The sequence below is a fragment of the Agrobacterium sp. V1 genome (genome assembly GCF_030518355.1).
Taxonomy (GTDB): Bacteria; Pseudomonadota; Alphaproteobacteria; order Rhizobiales; family Rhizobiaceae; genus Agrobacterium; species Agrobacterium cucumeris.
Genome location: NZ_JAULSF010000002.1, coordinates 1 through 14,628, shown reverse-complemented (window position 1 = coordinate 14,628; position 14,628 = coordinate 1). Strand labels below are relative to the sequence as shown.

The following is a 14,628-nucleotide window of genomic DNA, read 5'->3' as shown; positions in this document are numbered from 1 at the left end:
CTCCTTACCCGCGACCGACAAAAGGCATGCCGCTCGCCATCACGGTCATAGTCAGCACATTCGCCTCAAGTGGCAGCGAGGCCATGTGCACCACGGCCTTGGCGACGATGCCGGCGTCGATGGTCGGCTCAATGGCGGTGCTGCCATCCGCCTGCAACACGCCGGTCGCCATGGCGCGGGTCATCTCGGTGCTGGCATTACCGATATCGATCTGCCCGCAGGCGATGTTGAACGCCCGACCGTCCAGAGCGGCGGATTTTGTAAGCCCGGAAATGGCGTGCTTGGTCGAGGTGTAAGGTGCGGACCTCGGACGCGGCGTGGTGGCCGAAATCGAGCCATTATTGATGATGCGCCCGCCCTGTGGTGACTGCGCCTTCATCTGGTGAAACGCCGCCTGCGTGCAGAGGAAAGCGCCAGTGAGGTTGGCCCCGACCACCGCGTTCCAGGTTTCGAACGGCACGTCTTCGATATGGACCGCCGGTGCCGACATGCCGGCGTTGTTGACCAGAAGATCGAGACGGCCGAAACGACCGGTGACCTCGGCGAACAGCCGTTCGACATCGGCCGGAACGGAAATATCGGCCGCGACGGCCAGAACGCGGTCTCGATGTTCGCGCCATTCGCCGACAGCGGCGTCCAGAATCTCACGCCGCCGCCCCGTGATCGCAACGCTGTAACCATCTTCCAGAAGCGCCTCGGCAATCGCCTTGCCGACGCCTGTTCCTCCACCCGTGACGAGCGCGATCTTTCCCCCACTCATGCTGTTTTCCCTTCCAGTTCATCTTCCACATGCGCCTGAATGATTTCGGCAAAGGATGTTTCCGCCCGGAAGCCGAGGGACAGAGCGAGCTGCGGATCGTAATCCTCGGCCCAGCCGTCGACGATCCGGATGATCCGCTCGTCGGGAACACGCTTGATAAGCGCCACAGCCTTTTCCCCAGCGAAGGCACGCAGAGCCTCGATCTCGTCGGCAACCGTGGCCGAAAGCCCCGGCATGATGAGATTGCGACGAACGCCAAGCCCGGAAAGATCGACGGTCGCGGCGCGCAGTAGGAAGGCGACGGCCGAACGCGGGCTGGCGAACCAGTGGCGCACGGTATCGGCAACGGGCAGCACCGCTTGCTGGCCCACCAGCGGTTCGCGCAGGATATTGGAGAAGAAGCCGGAGGCGGCCGCGTTCGGCTTGCCGGGGCGGATGCAGATGGTGGGCAAGCGGATGCTGACGCCATCGAAGAAACCACGGCGGCTATAATCCGCGAGCAAAAGCTCCACGATCGCCTTCTGCGTACCGTAGCTGGTCAGCGGAGCCGTCAGAAACTCATCGCCGATCACCTTCGGGAATGGCGAGCCGAACACGGCGAGCGACGAGCAGAACACCGCGCGCGGCCGGTATCCGTCCTTCTGATGCTCCAGACGAATGGCTTCGAACAGCGAACGTCCGCCATCGAGATTGATGCGATAGCCCTTCTCGAAATCGGCCTCCGCCTCGCCCGAAACCACGGCGGCGAGATTGAAGATCACATCCGGCCGTTTTGCGATCAGCTTTTCGGCTACGCCGGCGTTTGACAGATCGCTGCGTTCGAGGGTCACCGTGCCGCCGAAGCCTTTCGGCGCAACCGGCTCGAAAACGTCCGTCAGCGTCATTTGGCTGATCTTCACACCGCCAAGTGTTCCGTCCGCGGTAAGGCGTTGCGTCAATTTACGGCCGATCATTCCGGCCGCGCCGATTATCAGAATATGCATGGTTCACCTTTGATTGACCGGCATTGCCGGCTCGATTGATTGTCAGTCGTCGTCACCCTGAAACACCACTTCGCGGCGGCGCATGATCGCCGGCATCGCCATCATGATGACGACGATGGCAGACAAAGCGAGCAAGGTGGCGCTGATCGGATGGGTGACGAATGTCGAAAAGCTTCCCTGCGAGATCAGCAGCCCGAGGCGCATGTTCTGTTCCAGAAGCGGACCAAGCACGAAGCCCAGCACCAGAGGTGCCGGCTCACAGCCAATCTTGCGCAGGAAGAAGCCGACGATGCCGAAGACCGCGCAGAACAGAACATCGACGACGCTGTAAGACAGGCCATAGGCGCCGATGGCGCAGAACATCAAAATGGCGGGGCACAAAAACCGGTAGGGAATGCCGAGAAGGCGAACCCAGATGCCAATCAGCGGCAGGTTCAACACCAGAAGCAGCAGATTGCCCACCCACATGCTGGCGATCAGCCCCCAGAAAAGGTCTGGCCGCGACTGCATGACTTCAGGTCCCGGTGTAATGCCCTGGATCATCATCGCGCCTACCATCAGCGCCATCAGCCCGTTGGCGGGAATGCCGAGCGTCAGAAGTGGAATGAAGGAGGTCTGCGCGCCGGCATTATTGGCGCTTTCCGGCCCCGCCAGCCCTTCGATTGCGCCCTTGCCAAACCGGGACGGATCCTTGGCGATCTTGCGTTCCAGCGCATAACTCGCGAACGAACTCATGATCGCACCACCACCGGGCAGCACGCCGAGGAAGGAGCCGAGCGCGGTACCGCGCAACACGGCGGGAAAGGCCTGTTTGAAATCCTGCCGGGTCGGCATCAGCGATCCGGTCTTTGCTGCCCCTGCATCCCGCTCCACGCCCTGCTGCAGGTTGAAGAGAATTTCGCTGACTCCGAGAAGCCCGATGGCAAGCACCACGAAATCGATGCCGTCGAACAGTTCCGCCATGCCGAAGGTAAACCTTTGCTCGCCGGAAGTCGGATCTATGCCGACGAGGCTGAGGGCGATACCGAAGGCGACCATGCCGACCGCCTTGACCGGTGATCCGCTCGACAGGAACACGGCAAACAGCAACCCGAAGATCACGAGACTGAAATAATCGGCCGGCCCGAAGGCGAGCGCAACGGCAGAAAGCGGCTTTGCGACAACGACGATCAAGACCGTCGCCACCGTGCCGGCAAAAAACGACCCGAGCGCCGCCGTGGCCAGCGCCACACCCGCCCTGCCCTGCCGGGCCATTGCATAACCATCGATGCAGGTGACGACGGACGAGGATTCGCCCGGCAGGTTGACGAGAATCGCCGTTGTCGAGCCGCCATATTGCGCGCCATAAAAAATGCCCGCGAGCATGATCAGCGCCGCCGTATCCGGCATCGTATAGGTGATGGGCAGAAGCAGCGCGACGGTGGCGGAAGGGCCGATGCCCGGCAGGATGCCGATCATCGTGCCGAGTGTGACGCCAAGCAGGCAGTAGAAAAGGTTTACCGGCGTGACGGCCACACCGAAACCGAGAACGATATTGGAAAGAAGATCGGTCATGGCAGCAGCGGTATCCTCTGTCCGAGACCGACAACGAAAATGAGGATGCAGGCAAGGATGAGCACCGCCGAAAGCAGCAGAACTTCAACCGGCCGGATCCTGCCATAGGCGATGCAGGCGAGCACGATCAGCACGAAAGCGGCGGCAATGAAGCCCAATGGCTCGATCAGCAGCGCAAAACCGACAATGCCGGCGACCGCCAGAAACGGACGCATTTTCGGCGTCACCCAGGCTTCGGACGGTGTCTTTCCCAGTAAATCCTGCAAAAGCAGCGCGATGCCGAGTGCGAACATCAAAGCCGCGATGACCGTCGGCATATAGCCGGGTCCGGGCTGGAAATTAGTGCCCATGCTCAGCGGCCGCGCGCCGTAATAAAGCCCGGCGGCAGCCACCAGAAAGAAAGCCCCGGACAGAATATTCGCCGTCAGTTTCGAACCGTGTTCGGCCATGATTATCTCCCCTCCACACTGAGAATACGCCGCACCTCCCGACACGGCGTATTCAGATGCCGGATTGCTGGCTCAGTCGGCCCAGACACATCCCTTCGAGCGCATCATTTCGTAGCGATCCTCGATATCCATCTTGCCCTGACGGTGCAGTTCCATCATGTGGTTCTCGTGATCGTCACGCTCCCGGCAGGCCTTGACGAGTTTCGGGATATCGCTCTCGCGAACGACGACAACGCCGTCATCATCACCGCAGACGATATCGCCGGGGCTGATCAATTCGCCTCCCACCACCACCGGATGGTTGATGGTGCCGAGCGTGTCCTTGGAGGTGCCCTTCATGCAAAGGCCGAGCGAAAACACGGGGAAGCCGATCTCGCGCAGCCCCTTGCCATCACGCACGGCGGCGCTGACCACGAAGCCGACAATGCCCTTGCCGATGCAGGCGGCAGCCAGCACATCGCCAAAGCCCCCCTGATTGGGATTGTCACCGCCATCGATGACCAGCACATCACCGGGCTTTGCCAGATTGATGGCTTCGAAAATCATCAGATTGTCGCCGATATGGCATTTCGCGGTGATCGCCGGGCCGCAGATTTTCAGGCCGGGTTTGATCGGCTTGATACGATAATCGAGAGCGCCGAGCTTGCCCTGCGCCTCATGAATGGTGGCGGGGCTGAACTTGCTGATCGCCTCGACATCGGCCTTGGAAGGGCGCTGGAAATTGCGGATGACATGGGCCATTGGCCGGGTTCCTTTCAACAGTGGGTCATGCCCGGACCAAACGCGGCCCAAGCGTCATTTTGATTAGGGGTGAGAGAAGCGGTCGGTACCGGCCGCTTATTTCGTCCAGGGCTTGCTTTTCCAGAGCTCGGCCAGATTGGCGTTGCCCTTCTTGAGCGCCTCGGCAAATTCGGCCTGGGTCAGCGGCAGCGTGGTCAGTTCGCGCTTCTTGGCGTCGGCAAGATAATCCGGATCCTTCAGCGCCTTCTGGAAGGCATCGACCAACTTTGCCTCCACATCCGCCGGCAGACCTTTCGGCGCACCGAAACCGGCAAGCAGGCTGAACTGAACATCGTAGCCGGCTTCCTTGAAGGTCGGCACGTCAGGCGACAGCGGCGAGCGCTCGGTACCTGATGTGGCCAGTACACGAAGTGCGCCGGAACGATTGTCGGCAAAAACCTCGTTGAGGTTCATGAAACCGAGCGTGACGTGGTTGCCAAGCATGGCGAGCCTTGCCGGTCCGCCGCCATTGAAGGGTACGAAGTTGAGCTTCACGCCCGCCGCATCCTCAAACAGCAGAGCAGTGATCTGACTGGGATGACCGATGCCGGTCACGCCGACGACGACCGGGTTAGCCTTGGCCGCCTCGACGAACTCCCTGGCGGTCTTGATCGGCGACACCTTGTTGACCGTCAGCGCCAGATCACCGCCGATCTGGTTTGCGAGCGGTGTGAAGGCATCCTCCTTGTAGCTGGCGTTGCCCTGCACGATCGGCGAATACATGGACGGAAAATTCAGCGCGCCGATGGTGTAACCATCAGGCTTGGCATTGGCGATATAGGTTGCGCCGATCAGCCCGCCGGCACCTTCGCGGTTTTCCACCACGACCGATGTGCCGAGATATTTTTCAAGATAAGGCACCAGCGCCCGCGACTGGATATCGGTGCCGCCGCCGGCCGGATAACCGATGACCAGCGTCACCGGCCTCTCCGGATATTCCGCAGCCGCCCCTCCCGCAGCAAGGATTCCCGCAGCCGCCAGCATGCCAAACAGAGATGTCTTCAAACGCATATCTTTTCCTCCCCGATACGCTTTCACCGGGGAGGCTAGGAACAAGCCATCAACAACACAAATACCGAGTTTTCAAACTACCCATACAAATCTTTTATGGGTTGAAAGAAGGTTCGCGCCTTGCGACCGACCGCAGCAGGTCCCGAAACAGCCTGAAGGTGCGCTCATCCACCTCCCTGCCCTTCAGCAGATGGATGGAACGATAAATAACCGGATAGGTTATATGCGCGGCCTGAAGCTGGCCGGCCTCGTGCTCCTGCTGAACCGAATTCCATGACAGGATCGTCGCACCGATGCCGGCGCCGACGGCACGTTTGATCGTATCCTGCCCGTCTATCTCCATCGTCACATTCAGGCCAATACCGGCGCGGGTAGCGGCCTCGTCTATCGATGCGCGCAGCGGATTATCCCTCGGCGGCAGGATCAGATTGAGCTTAGCCGCAGCCTCAAGCGGCATCGACCGGCCGAGTGGCCTTGAGGAGACTGCAAACAAGCTCTCCTTGACGATGAGATCGTCGGCCTTCTCTTCCGCACCGACAAGCGCAACCGCCATATCCACCTTGCCAAGACGAATGAGTCGTAGCGATTCATCATTGCGTGCCTCTATCAGCCGCAGCGAAACCTTGGGCATCGAAGCGGCAACTTCGCTGATGATGCTTGGCGCAAAGGCCGTGGCCCAGGAAGGGATGAGGCTCAGCCGGATCACCCGCTCGTCCAGATAGGCCATGGCGCGAATTTCCGCCTCCGCCTGCCTTACCTTCTCGGTGATCTCGCGGGCATGGGCGAGAAGCACTTCACCCTTCTCCGTCGCCTTCACGCCGCGCGCCAGCCGGTGCAGCACGGGAAAACCCACCAGCCGCTCCAGTTCCGTGATGTGGTGGCTGAGCGCCGGCTGGGCGATCCCCAATTGCCGCGCCGCAGCCGACATTGAGCCGCAATCGGCAATCGCGACCAGATATCGCAGCCTGCGCAAATCCAACATGCCCGCTTCCACCTCCCGCCGGTTCAAGAGGTGATCATGACACCAAATTGCCGCCGTGACCTAGGGCAAAAAGCCCTTTTCCGCGAAAGGTGGGCAATGGGCAAGTGATGGGGTAAGACAAGATTCTTATGACAGCCGGCTAAGGCTTTTCTCCGCTTCTTCCCCATGACACGGTCCTAGCTGCGATGGGGAGCGGGATGGATCCTAAGACCGGTATTTTGCTCAAGCTGACGGCCATGCTGGCATTCACAGTCATGTCCGCCTGTGTGAAGGGCCTCGACGGGGCGATCCCGGTGGGCGAAGTCGTTTTCTGTCGGGGATTTTTTGCCCTCATTCCCCTCTGTCTCTGGTTCATCGCATCGTCCGAGCGGATAACCATCCCGGCCCGGAAAAACATCGGCAGCCTGCTCGCGGGCAGCTCGGCCGGGCTTGGCGGGATGTTCTTCGGCTTTCTGGCGCTCGCTTATCTGCCGCTGGTGAATGTGACCGTGCTGAGCTACACGACGCCGCTTTTCACCATCATGCTGGCAGCGCTGCTCTTGCGCGAAAAGGTGCGGGTTTACCGCTGGTCCGCCGTGCTCACCGGCTTCATCGGCGTCTTTATCACCTTATCACCCAATCTGGTCTTGGATACCGCATCAGGCCGGATCGACGGCGTTGCAATGATCGGAACCGCACTGGCACTGACCGGTGCGCTTTGTGCCGCCTTTTCCTCCATCGCTGTCCGCCACCTGAACAGTATCGAAAAGCCGTCGCGCATCGTGCTCATCTATACGCTGACGGGAGTTGTCGCCGGCTTCACCACGATCATATTTGGATGGAAAATGCCGGATTTTCACCAGTTCCTGCTGCTCGCCGGCAGCGGTCTCGCCGGCGGCATTGGCCAGATTACCATGACGCTCAGCCTGCGGCATGCCCAGGCCTCGCTGCTGGCGCCGTTCGATTATACGACGATGATCTGGGCGATCGCCCTCGGTTATCTCTTCATGGCCGAAGTTCCGACTGGCGCAACCATCGTCGGCGCACTGACAGTCATTGCTGCCGGACTGTTCGCCATGTGGCGCGAAAGCCGGCTGGCGAAACAACCCATCAGGGAGCCGAGAGCGTAAGCTCATCGGTGATACGCTTTTTATGCAGCCGCCTTTCCCGCCATAACGTGAACAAGCCGGCAGCAACCACGATCGACGCTCCCATAATGGTGGTGAGCGCCGGCACCTGATCCATGAAGGTGTACCCAATCAACAGCGCCCAGATCATCGTCGTGTAGTCGAACGGCGCCAGCAGCGACGCCTCCGCATAGCGCAGGCTGAGCGTTACCAATATCTGCGCGGTTCCGCCGATGAGACCGGTGCCGATCAGCAGTGCCCATTGCCACGCGGTCGGCATTGTCCAGCCCATCCCGATGCTCGCAAATCCGATGACGGTGGTGAGCAGGGTGAAATAGAAGATGATCGCGCCGGTATTTTCCGTCTGCGTCAGATGCCGGATCTGGATCATCGATATTGCGGAGAAAAAAGCCGCGGCGAGCCCAAAAAGACCGCCGAGCATGGCAATACGGGTGCCAGAAGTGATATCCGCAACATCGAAGGAAAAATGTGGCGACAGGATCAGCACGATGCCGCAAAGCCCGAAGACCACCGCGGTCCAGCGATACATCCTGACGACTTCCTTCAAAAGCAGCATCGCCAGAATGACCGTGAAGAGCGGTGTCGCGTAGCTGATGGCCGTAGCATCGGCGAGCGGAATATAGGCCAGCGCCAGATAGCTGAAAACCATGCCACCGGTGCCGGAGAAACTCCGCACCAGATGCCCGCCAATGTGGCTTGTGGCCACCTGCCTCCGGAAACCGCCCTGCGAAGCCATCCACAGACAAAGCGGCAGCATGGCCACCGCCGACCTGAAAAAGACGACCTGACCGATGGGGATCTCGCCCTTGAGACCGCTGATACAGGCGCCCATCAACACCAGCGCAAGTGCCGCGGAGATTTTAAGGAGAATGCCTTTGCGGGGTTCCATGGTTCGTTCCTTCGGACGTCTTTGAACCGTTTCACCACGCAAAGGCCGGATATCAAACCGCAAAGCAGTGTCCATAGGAACTTCGTCTGACCCCATTAATGCTGCCCACATGGTAGCTATTGCTGATGGACAGGCTGCGGATTTCGCTCCGTTTGCCCGCCGCCGTGGGGATACAAAAAGACGTTGGAAACCAATATGGATCTGGAAAAGATCAAGAAACTGATCGAGTTTGTCGGCTCTTCGCGAGTGTCCGAATTGACCGTGAGCCAGGAGGGAACCACGGTCCGGATCATTCGTGAAAACAGCGCCGTTTCACTGCAATCGCCATCCCCGCAGCCCCGGCCTGTTCCGGTGGCGCAAACAGCATCCGAGACACCGCGCGCCGAAGAACAGGCGCCGGCCTCCACCGTCGCCGCTCCGGTACTATCCGGCATCGTCGCAGCGCCCTCATTCGGTCTTTTCCATCGCGCGCCAAGCCCCGGCACGCCGCCTTTTGTCGAAGCCGGCGATGAGGTCAGGCATGGACAGGAACTCTTCATTATCGAAGCAATGAAGGTGTTCAACACCGTGAGAGCCGAACGCAGCGGCAGGATTGCCAGATTTCTCGCCAATGACGGCGAAGATGTCGAACTCGGACAGCCGGTGCTGGAGTTCGAATGATGAACGCGTCACTCCCAAAGGCAACGGCCGAACAAAGAACATTCGACAGCGTCCTTATCGCCAATCGCGGCGAGATCGCACTGCGCGTGCAGCGCGCCTGCGGCGAACTCGGCCTGAAGACCGTCATGGTCTATTCGGAAGCCGATAAGGATGCGGATTATCTGAAGGCGGCCGATATCGCCATCTGCATCGGCCCGGCCTCTCCCGGCCAGAGCTATCTCAACGCGCCAGCCATATTGCTCGCAATGGAGCTGACCGGCGCTGGCGCGGTTCACCCCGGTTATGGTTTTCTATCCGAAAGAGCGTCTTTTTCGGAGGCCGTGGAGGCGGCGGGAGCCGTCTTCATCGGCCCACGCGCCGACGCCATTCGCACCATGGGCGACAAGATCGCAGCGAAGCGGGCGATGATGGAGGCCGGCGTGCCCTGCGTTCCCGGCCCTGATTCCGCCCTGCCGGATGACGCCGTGGAAGTTGCGAAAATCGCCGCCGACATCGGTTATCCCGTCATCGTCAAGGCGGCCGGCGGCGGCGGTGGGCGCGGCATGCGCGTCGTTCGAGAGGCTTCCGCCCTTCAGGATGCCGTTCTCGTCACCCGCGAGGAAGCAAGCCGTGCTTTCGGAACGCCGGAACTCTATATCGAGAAATTCCTCGAACATCCGCGTCATGTCGAAATTCAGGTTCTCTGCGATGGCCAGGGCGGCGGCGTCTGGGTGGGGCTGCGCGACTGCTCGATGCAGCGCCGGCACCAGAAGGTCGTTGAAGAAGGCCCTGCCATCGGCATCCCGCCGGATGTCGCGGCTTTCGTCGGCAATCGCTGCGTCGACGCCTGCCGCCAGATCGGTTATCGCGGGGTCGGCACTTTCGAGTTTCTTTATGAAAACGGCGAGTTTTACTTCATCGAGATGAATACCCGCCTGCAGGTCGAACATCCGGTCACGGAAATGACCTCAGGCGTGGATCTGGTGCGCCAGCAGCTTCTCGTCGCTCTTGGCCATCCGCTCGAGATTTCGCAGGAAGACATCACCTGCGAAGGGCATTCGATCGAATGCCGCATCAATGCCGAAGACCCCTATAATTTCATTCCCTGCCCCGGTTTGATAACGGCCCTTCACCTGCCGGGCGGCCCCGGCGTACGAGTCGATACACACGTGACGGCGGGTTACAGGGTTTCCGCCCATTATGATTCTCTGATCGCCAAGCTCATCGTCCACGCACCGACGCGCGAACAGGCGATCCTGCGCATGCGCCGCGCGCTTGGCGAAATGCGCATCGAAGGTGTTTCCACCAACCTGCCGCTGCATCGGGAAATATTGCAGGACCCGGCCTTCTCCGAAGGCGGCACGGATATTCATTACCTAGAACATTGGCTTGCAGCGCGGAGTGCCCAGTGAAGCGACAGCCTGTTTCCATATCCCGCTACAGCAAGCCCGGCACGATTGCCGATCTTGCCGCTCACCTCGAGCGCAACAACGTCTCCGCCATCGAGATCGAGACCCCCGATGGGTCACTGAAGATCGTTGGCATGGCAGGCGATCAGACCCCTGCCGCGCTGCGGCCCATTGAAACGAACAAAGCGCCGGTAAAGACGGGGGATATTCTCGCCCGCGCTCCGATGGCTGGCATCTTCACACCCGCCCATCCGCAGCGCCCAGACCGGGTGGTTCAGGCAGGACAATCCGTAGTGAAAGGTGAAATCGTCGCCTTCGTGACGGCAGGCCTCGTGCTTGTTCCGGTCATCGCCGAAAAAGCCGGCACCGTCAGCGAAATCGTGGCGGAAACCGGCACGCTTGTCGGCTATGGCTCCACCCTTCTCAAGACCGAAACATGATGGTGACGTCGATGAGCAACCTCCCGCTGAAAACGCCTCACCTCACCCCTGCCCATCTGGGCTTGCCGAAAATCTCGATGATCGGCAACAGGACGTTTCTGATCGAAGCGCCCGGCGAGCTGGACCTTCCCGCCCAGCGGCGCATCTGGGCGCTGACGCGCGCGCTAAAAGATCGCCCGGAGGTGCTGGAACTCATACCCGGCATGACCAATCTGCTGATCGTGCTGCGCGGCACGCCTGAAGATGCCGGGCGCTTGCAGGACGAGCTTCTCGACATCTGGCAAAGAACCGCGGAACTCGATCTTCTCGGCAAGACCATCGAGGTGCCGACGACCTATGGCGGCGAACACGCCATCGACCTTGCGGCGATCTGCGATTATTCCGGCCTGCCGGACAAGGAGGTCGTGCGTCTGCACTTCGAGCGCACCTATACGGTTTTCGCCGTCGGCAGCGCACCGGGCTTCGGTTATCTCGGCGGCCTCGATCCGCGCATTTTCATGCCGCGCAAGAAAGTCCCATCGCTTCGCATGTTGAAGGGCATGGTGACGATCGGCGGCATGCAGTCCGGCATCTCGGTTCTGACCGGGCCAAATGGCTGGAACTCGCTGGGTTTCACCGAAATCACCATGTTTGATGCCACGGCCGAACAGCCGGCGGTGCTGGCGCCCGGCGATCGCGTTCGCTTCCTTCCCGAAAGGATCGAACTATGATCCATGTTCTTGCCTGCGGACCGCTGAACACCGTGCAGGATCTCGGCCGCGCGGGTTACCGCAATATCGGCATCACCGCCACGGGCGCGATGGACCCGATTGCGCTCAGGGTCGGCAATCTTCTCGCCGGGAACGGCGAAGACGCCGCGGCGATTGAAATCCAGACCTTTCCTTTCCGCATCGAATTCGAAGAGGCGCTGACCTTCGCGGTAACCGGTGCGGATTGCGCTGCACGGCTCGATGGCGCAGATCTGCCGCCTTACTGGTGTGTGCGGGCCGGAAAGGGTCAAGTCCTCGAGTTTTCGACCCCGCTGAAAAATGCGCGGGCCTATCTCTGCCTTCAGGGCGGCATCGACGTTCCCGTGGTGATGGGATCGCGCAGCACTTCTCTTCGCGGCTCCTTCGGCGGTCACGAAGGACGGCATCTCACCACCGGCGACAGGCTGCCCGTTCTGCCATCCGAGTCACTCGCTTTGCCTGCAAGCGGCCTGGGCCTTACGCCGCTTGCAGAAGCGATGCCGGACATGTTTCCGGTGTCCGACACCGGCGAATTGCTGCTGAGAGCCATTCCAGCCGCCGAACATGATCTTTTCGGCGACAGCGCCGAACGTTTCTGGTCGGAAGCCTGGAAAATCACCTCACAGAGCGACCGCACCGGTTACCGGCTGGCCGGAACACCGCTGACCCTTTCGGCTCCCGTGGAACTACGTTCCTATGGCGTCATCCCGGGCGTGGTTCAGGTGCCGCCAAGTGGCGAGCCGATCATCCAGATGAGCGACGCCAACACGGCTGGCGGTTATCCCAAGATGGCCGGCATCATCGACAGCGATCTATGGCGGCTTGGCCAGGCCCGCATCGGCAGCCGCATCCGCTTCGTGCAGGCAACGGTACGCGAGGCGCTGGAGGTCGAAAAGGCGATCGACGCCTATTTCGCAGATATCCGCAGAACCCTGCCGCTGGTTACCGCCGCACTCGGCACGCTGACAAAACGATAATCCTGAAGAACAAGGAGAGGGAACCATGAAGATCGATGTTAATTCCGATATGGGCGAAGGTTTTGGCGTCTATAAGGTCTGCGACGACGAGAAGCTTATGGAAGTCGTCTCTTCGGCGAATATCGCCTGCGGCTTCCATGCCGGCGATCCGGAAATGATGGCGCGCATGGTGCGTCTTGCCAAACAGAACGGCGTCGGTATCGGCGCGCATCCCGGCCTCGCCGATCGTCTCGGCTTCGGCCGCCGCGAAATTCCCGTCGATGCGGAAGAAATGGAACAGCAGGTTCTCTACCAGCTCGGCGCGCTTTCGGCGATTGCCAGGGCGCAGGATGTCGCGCTCTCCCATATCAGCTTCCATGCCGCCATGGGCAACATGATCAATCGTGACGCCGCCCTTGCAGAACGGATCATGAAAAAGATCAAGGCTGTCGATCCCGATCTCATCGTCTTTTCGATGCCGGACATGCTGATCGAAAAGGCGGCGCTGGATTGCGGGCTGAAAGTGCTCAATCTCTTCCTCGCCGACCGCGCCTACGATGTGAAGGGCCAGCTCGTGCCACGCAAGCTGCCCAATTCCGTCATCAAGGAAGAGGGAAAAGTTCGTGCGAGGGTGCGCCAGTTTCTGGAAAAAGGCACGGTCACGACCATCGAGGGCGAAATCATTCCCGTTCGTGCCCGATCGATTCTTGTTCACAGCGACACACCCGGCTCGCTGGAGCTTGCCCGCACGGTGCGCAACGAAGTGGAAGCCTGCGGCGGCAGCGTCGCGCCGGCTCGCGAAGTGACCGCCTGAAGCGCGGCACGCCTCATATTCTGACATACCGAAAGTTACGGCACCGCATTCCATTCAGGAGCGCGGTGCCATAACTTTGCCGGCTATCTAATTACGGCATAGATTTGCGTCCACCGCAAGCCGGGCCGCATGAGCGCCCCGGCCACAGAACCATCAATTCAGCTGGATCACGTGGTTGCTGTCGCTCGTCCAGCTCAGTCTCACCCGGTCACCGGCGGCGCTGACGGCATTGGTGAAACCTTCCGTCTGGGTCTGCCGGTAAGCGATCACTGGCTCGCCATTGTCGAGGCGCAGATAGTAATGCAGCATGAAACCGCGATAGACGACCTGCTCCACCCGCGCCGTGGTGGAATTGCCGGGGCTTTCAGCGGAATCGGCCGCAAGAGGCGAAACCGAAACGGCCTCGGGTCGAACAGTGACGACGACCTTGTCGCCCTGCACGGCACCCATATCATCCACATCAAGCCGGACACCAGAACCGGTTACGAGCCGCGCGGATCGGCCGCGACGTTCCTCCACCATTGCCTCGAAGAAGTTTGAGGCGCCGATGAAACCGGCGACGAAGCGTGTCAGCGGCTTCTGGTAGATTTCGCCGGCCGGTGCGATCTGCTCGAGATTACCATCCCGCATCACGGCAATCTGGTCCGCCATGGTCAGGGCCTCGTCCTGATCGTGGGTTACCATGATGGTGGTGAGACCAAGTCGCTGCTGCAGGCTGCGGATTTCGACCTGCATGCTTTCCCTCAGGCCCTTGTCGAGCGCACCAAGCGGCTCGTCGAGAAGCAGCATGGAAGGTTCGATCACCAGGGCACGGGCCAGCGCCACACGCTGCTGCTGGCCGCCGGAGAGCTGCGCCGGCAGCCGGTCTCCGAAGGCGTGCAGCTGAACGAGATCGAGCGCCTGTTTAACGCGCCCTTCCCGGTCGGACTTGGAGATACCCCGCATCTCGAGACCGAAGGCAACGTTTTCGGCAACGGTCATATGGGGAAACAAGGCATAGTTCTGGAAGAGCATGCCAACGTTGCGGCGGTGAACCGGGGTGCGCGTGGTCGGCTTGCCGCCGACCACGATTTCACCCGAGGTGGGATCGACAAGCCCCGCAATCAT

Annotated in this window: 16 protein-coding genes; 7 read left to right on the top strand and 9 right to left on the bottom strand. The window is 60.6% G+C overall.

The features are described 5' to 3' along the window. Positions 1-4 precede the first annotated feature (4 nt). The 7 genes from QSV77_RS14235 to QSV77_RS14205 all read right to left on the bottom strand — a co-directional run bounded on the left by QSV77_RS14235 (position 5) and on the right by QSV77_RS14205 (position 6,519). Positions 5-760, bottom strand: a complete 756-nt coding sequence (locus QSV77_RS14235) for an SDR family oxidoreductase (protein WP_302733974.1) — start codon at positions 758-760, stop codon at positions 5-7. After that, positions 757-1,743 (bottom strand): D-erythronate dehydrogenase, encoded by a 987-nt coding sequence (gene denD, locus QSV77_RS14230; RefSeq protein ID WP_302733973.1) that lies wholly within the window; start codon positions 1,741-1,743, stop codon positions 757-759. Before denD ends, QSV77_RS14235 begins: the two co-directional genes overlap by 4 nt. 42 nt (positions 1,744-1,785) lie before the next feature. Next, a complete protein-coding gene (locus QSV77_RS14225) occupies positions 1,786-3,297 on the bottom strand; it encodes a tripartite tricarboxylate transporter permease (protein ID WP_302733972.1) in 1,512 nt (503 codons plus the stop codon). Continuing rightward, positions 3,294-3,746, bottom strand: coding sequence for a tripartite tricarboxylate transporter TctB family protein (locus QSV77_RS14220; protein WP_302733971.1), 453 nt, complete (start codon positions 3,744-3,746; stop codon positions 3,294-3,296). The genes QSV77_RS14225 and QSV77_RS14220 overlap by 4 nt, the downstream gene beginning before the upstream one ends. A 72-nt stretch (positions 3,747-3,818) precedes the next feature. Next, positions 3,819-4,487, bottom strand: a complete 669-nt coding sequence (locus tag QSV77_RS14215) for a 4-carboxy-4-hydroxy-2-oxoadipate aldolase/oxaloacetate decarboxylase (protein ID WP_137087095.1) — start codon at positions 4,485-4,487, stop codon at positions 3,819-3,821. 96 nt (positions 4,488-4,583) lie between these two features. After that, on the bottom strand, positions 4,584-5,537 hold the full coding sequence (locus QSV77_RS14210) for a tripartite tricarboxylate transporter substrate binding protein (protein WP_302733970.1): 954 nt from the start codon (positions 5,535-5,537) through the stop codon (positions 4,584-4,586). 94 nt (positions 5,538-5,631) lie between these two features. Next, a complete protein-coding gene (locus tag QSV77_RS14205) occupies positions 5,632-6,519 on the bottom strand; it encodes a LysR family transcriptional regulator (RefSeq protein ID WP_302733969.1) in 888 nt (295 codons plus the stop codon). A gap of 197 nt (positions 6,520-6,716) precedes the next feature. Between QSV77_RS14205 and QSV77_RS14200 the strand changes: the two genes are divergently transcribed. Beyond that, entirely contained in the window at positions 6,717-7,628 is a 912-nt protein-coding gene (locus tag QSV77_RS14200; RefSeq protein WP_302733968.1) for a DMT family transporter, read from the top strand. On the opposite strand, the gene QSV77_RS14195 is transcribed toward QSV77_RS14200, so the two are convergent. After that, the gene (locus QSV77_RS14195; RefSeq protein WP_302733967.1) at positions 7,609-8,535 is read right to left on the bottom strand and encodes a DMT family transporter; all 927 of its coding nucleotides are present in this window, start codon (positions 8,533-8,535) and stop codon (positions 7,609-7,611) included. The two genes, QSV77_RS14200 and QSV77_RS14195, sit on opposite strands and share 20 nt — an antisense overlap. Before the next feature lie 195 nt (positions 8,536-8,730). Between QSV77_RS14195 and accB the strand changes: the two genes are divergently transcribed. From accB to QSV77_RS14165, 6 genes are read left to right on the top strand one after another with little or no spacing between them, the layout of a single operon-like run. Continuing rightward, positions 8,731-9,195, top strand: a complete 465-nt coding sequence (gene accB, locus QSV77_RS14190; protein WP_302733966.1) for an acetyl-CoA carboxylase biotin carboxyl carrier protein — start codon at positions 8,731-8,733, stop codon at positions 9,193-9,195. After that, on the top strand, positions 9,192-10,586 hold the full coding sequence (gene accC / locus QSV77_RS14185) for an acetyl-CoA carboxylase biotin carboxylase subunit (protein ID WP_302733965.1): 1,395 nt from the start codon (positions 9,192-9,194) through the stop codon (positions 10,584-10,586). Before accB ends, accC begins: the two co-directional genes overlap by 4 nt. Continuing rightward, positions 10,583-11,023, top strand: a complete 441-nt coding sequence (locus tag QSV77_RS14180) for a biotin/lipoyl-containing protein (RefSeq protein ID WP_302733963.1) — start codon at positions 10,583-10,585, stop codon at positions 11,021-11,023. Before accC ends, QSV77_RS14180 begins: the two co-directional genes overlap by 4 nt. Then, on the top strand, positions 11,020-11,733 hold the full coding sequence (gene pxpB, locus QSV77_RS14175) for a 5-oxoprolinase subunit PxpB (RefSeq protein WP_271361996.1): 714 nt from the start codon (positions 11,020-11,022) through the stop codon (positions 11,731-11,733). The genes QSV77_RS14180 and pxpB overlap by 4 nt, the downstream gene beginning before the upstream one ends. Continuing rightward, a complete protein-coding gene (locus tag QSV77_RS14170) occupies positions 11,730-12,728 on the top strand; it encodes a biotin-dependent carboxyltransferase family protein (protein WP_302733962.1) in 999 nt (332 codons plus the stop codon). Before pxpB ends, QSV77_RS14170 begins: the two co-directional genes overlap by 4 nt. Positions 12,729-12,753: 25 nt before the next feature. Then, entirely contained in the window at positions 12,754-13,521 is a 768-nt protein-coding gene (locus QSV77_RS14165; protein WP_302733960.1) for a 5-oxoprolinase subunit PxpA, read from the top strand. Positions 13,522-13,674: 153 nt separating this feature from the next. Here the strand turns inward: QSV77_RS14165 and QSV77_RS14160 are convergent. After that, positions 13,675-14,628 (bottom strand): ABC transporter ATP-binding protein (locus QSV77_RS14160; RefSeq protein WP_302733959.1); only part of this gene is annotated, 954 nt, incomplete at its 5' end.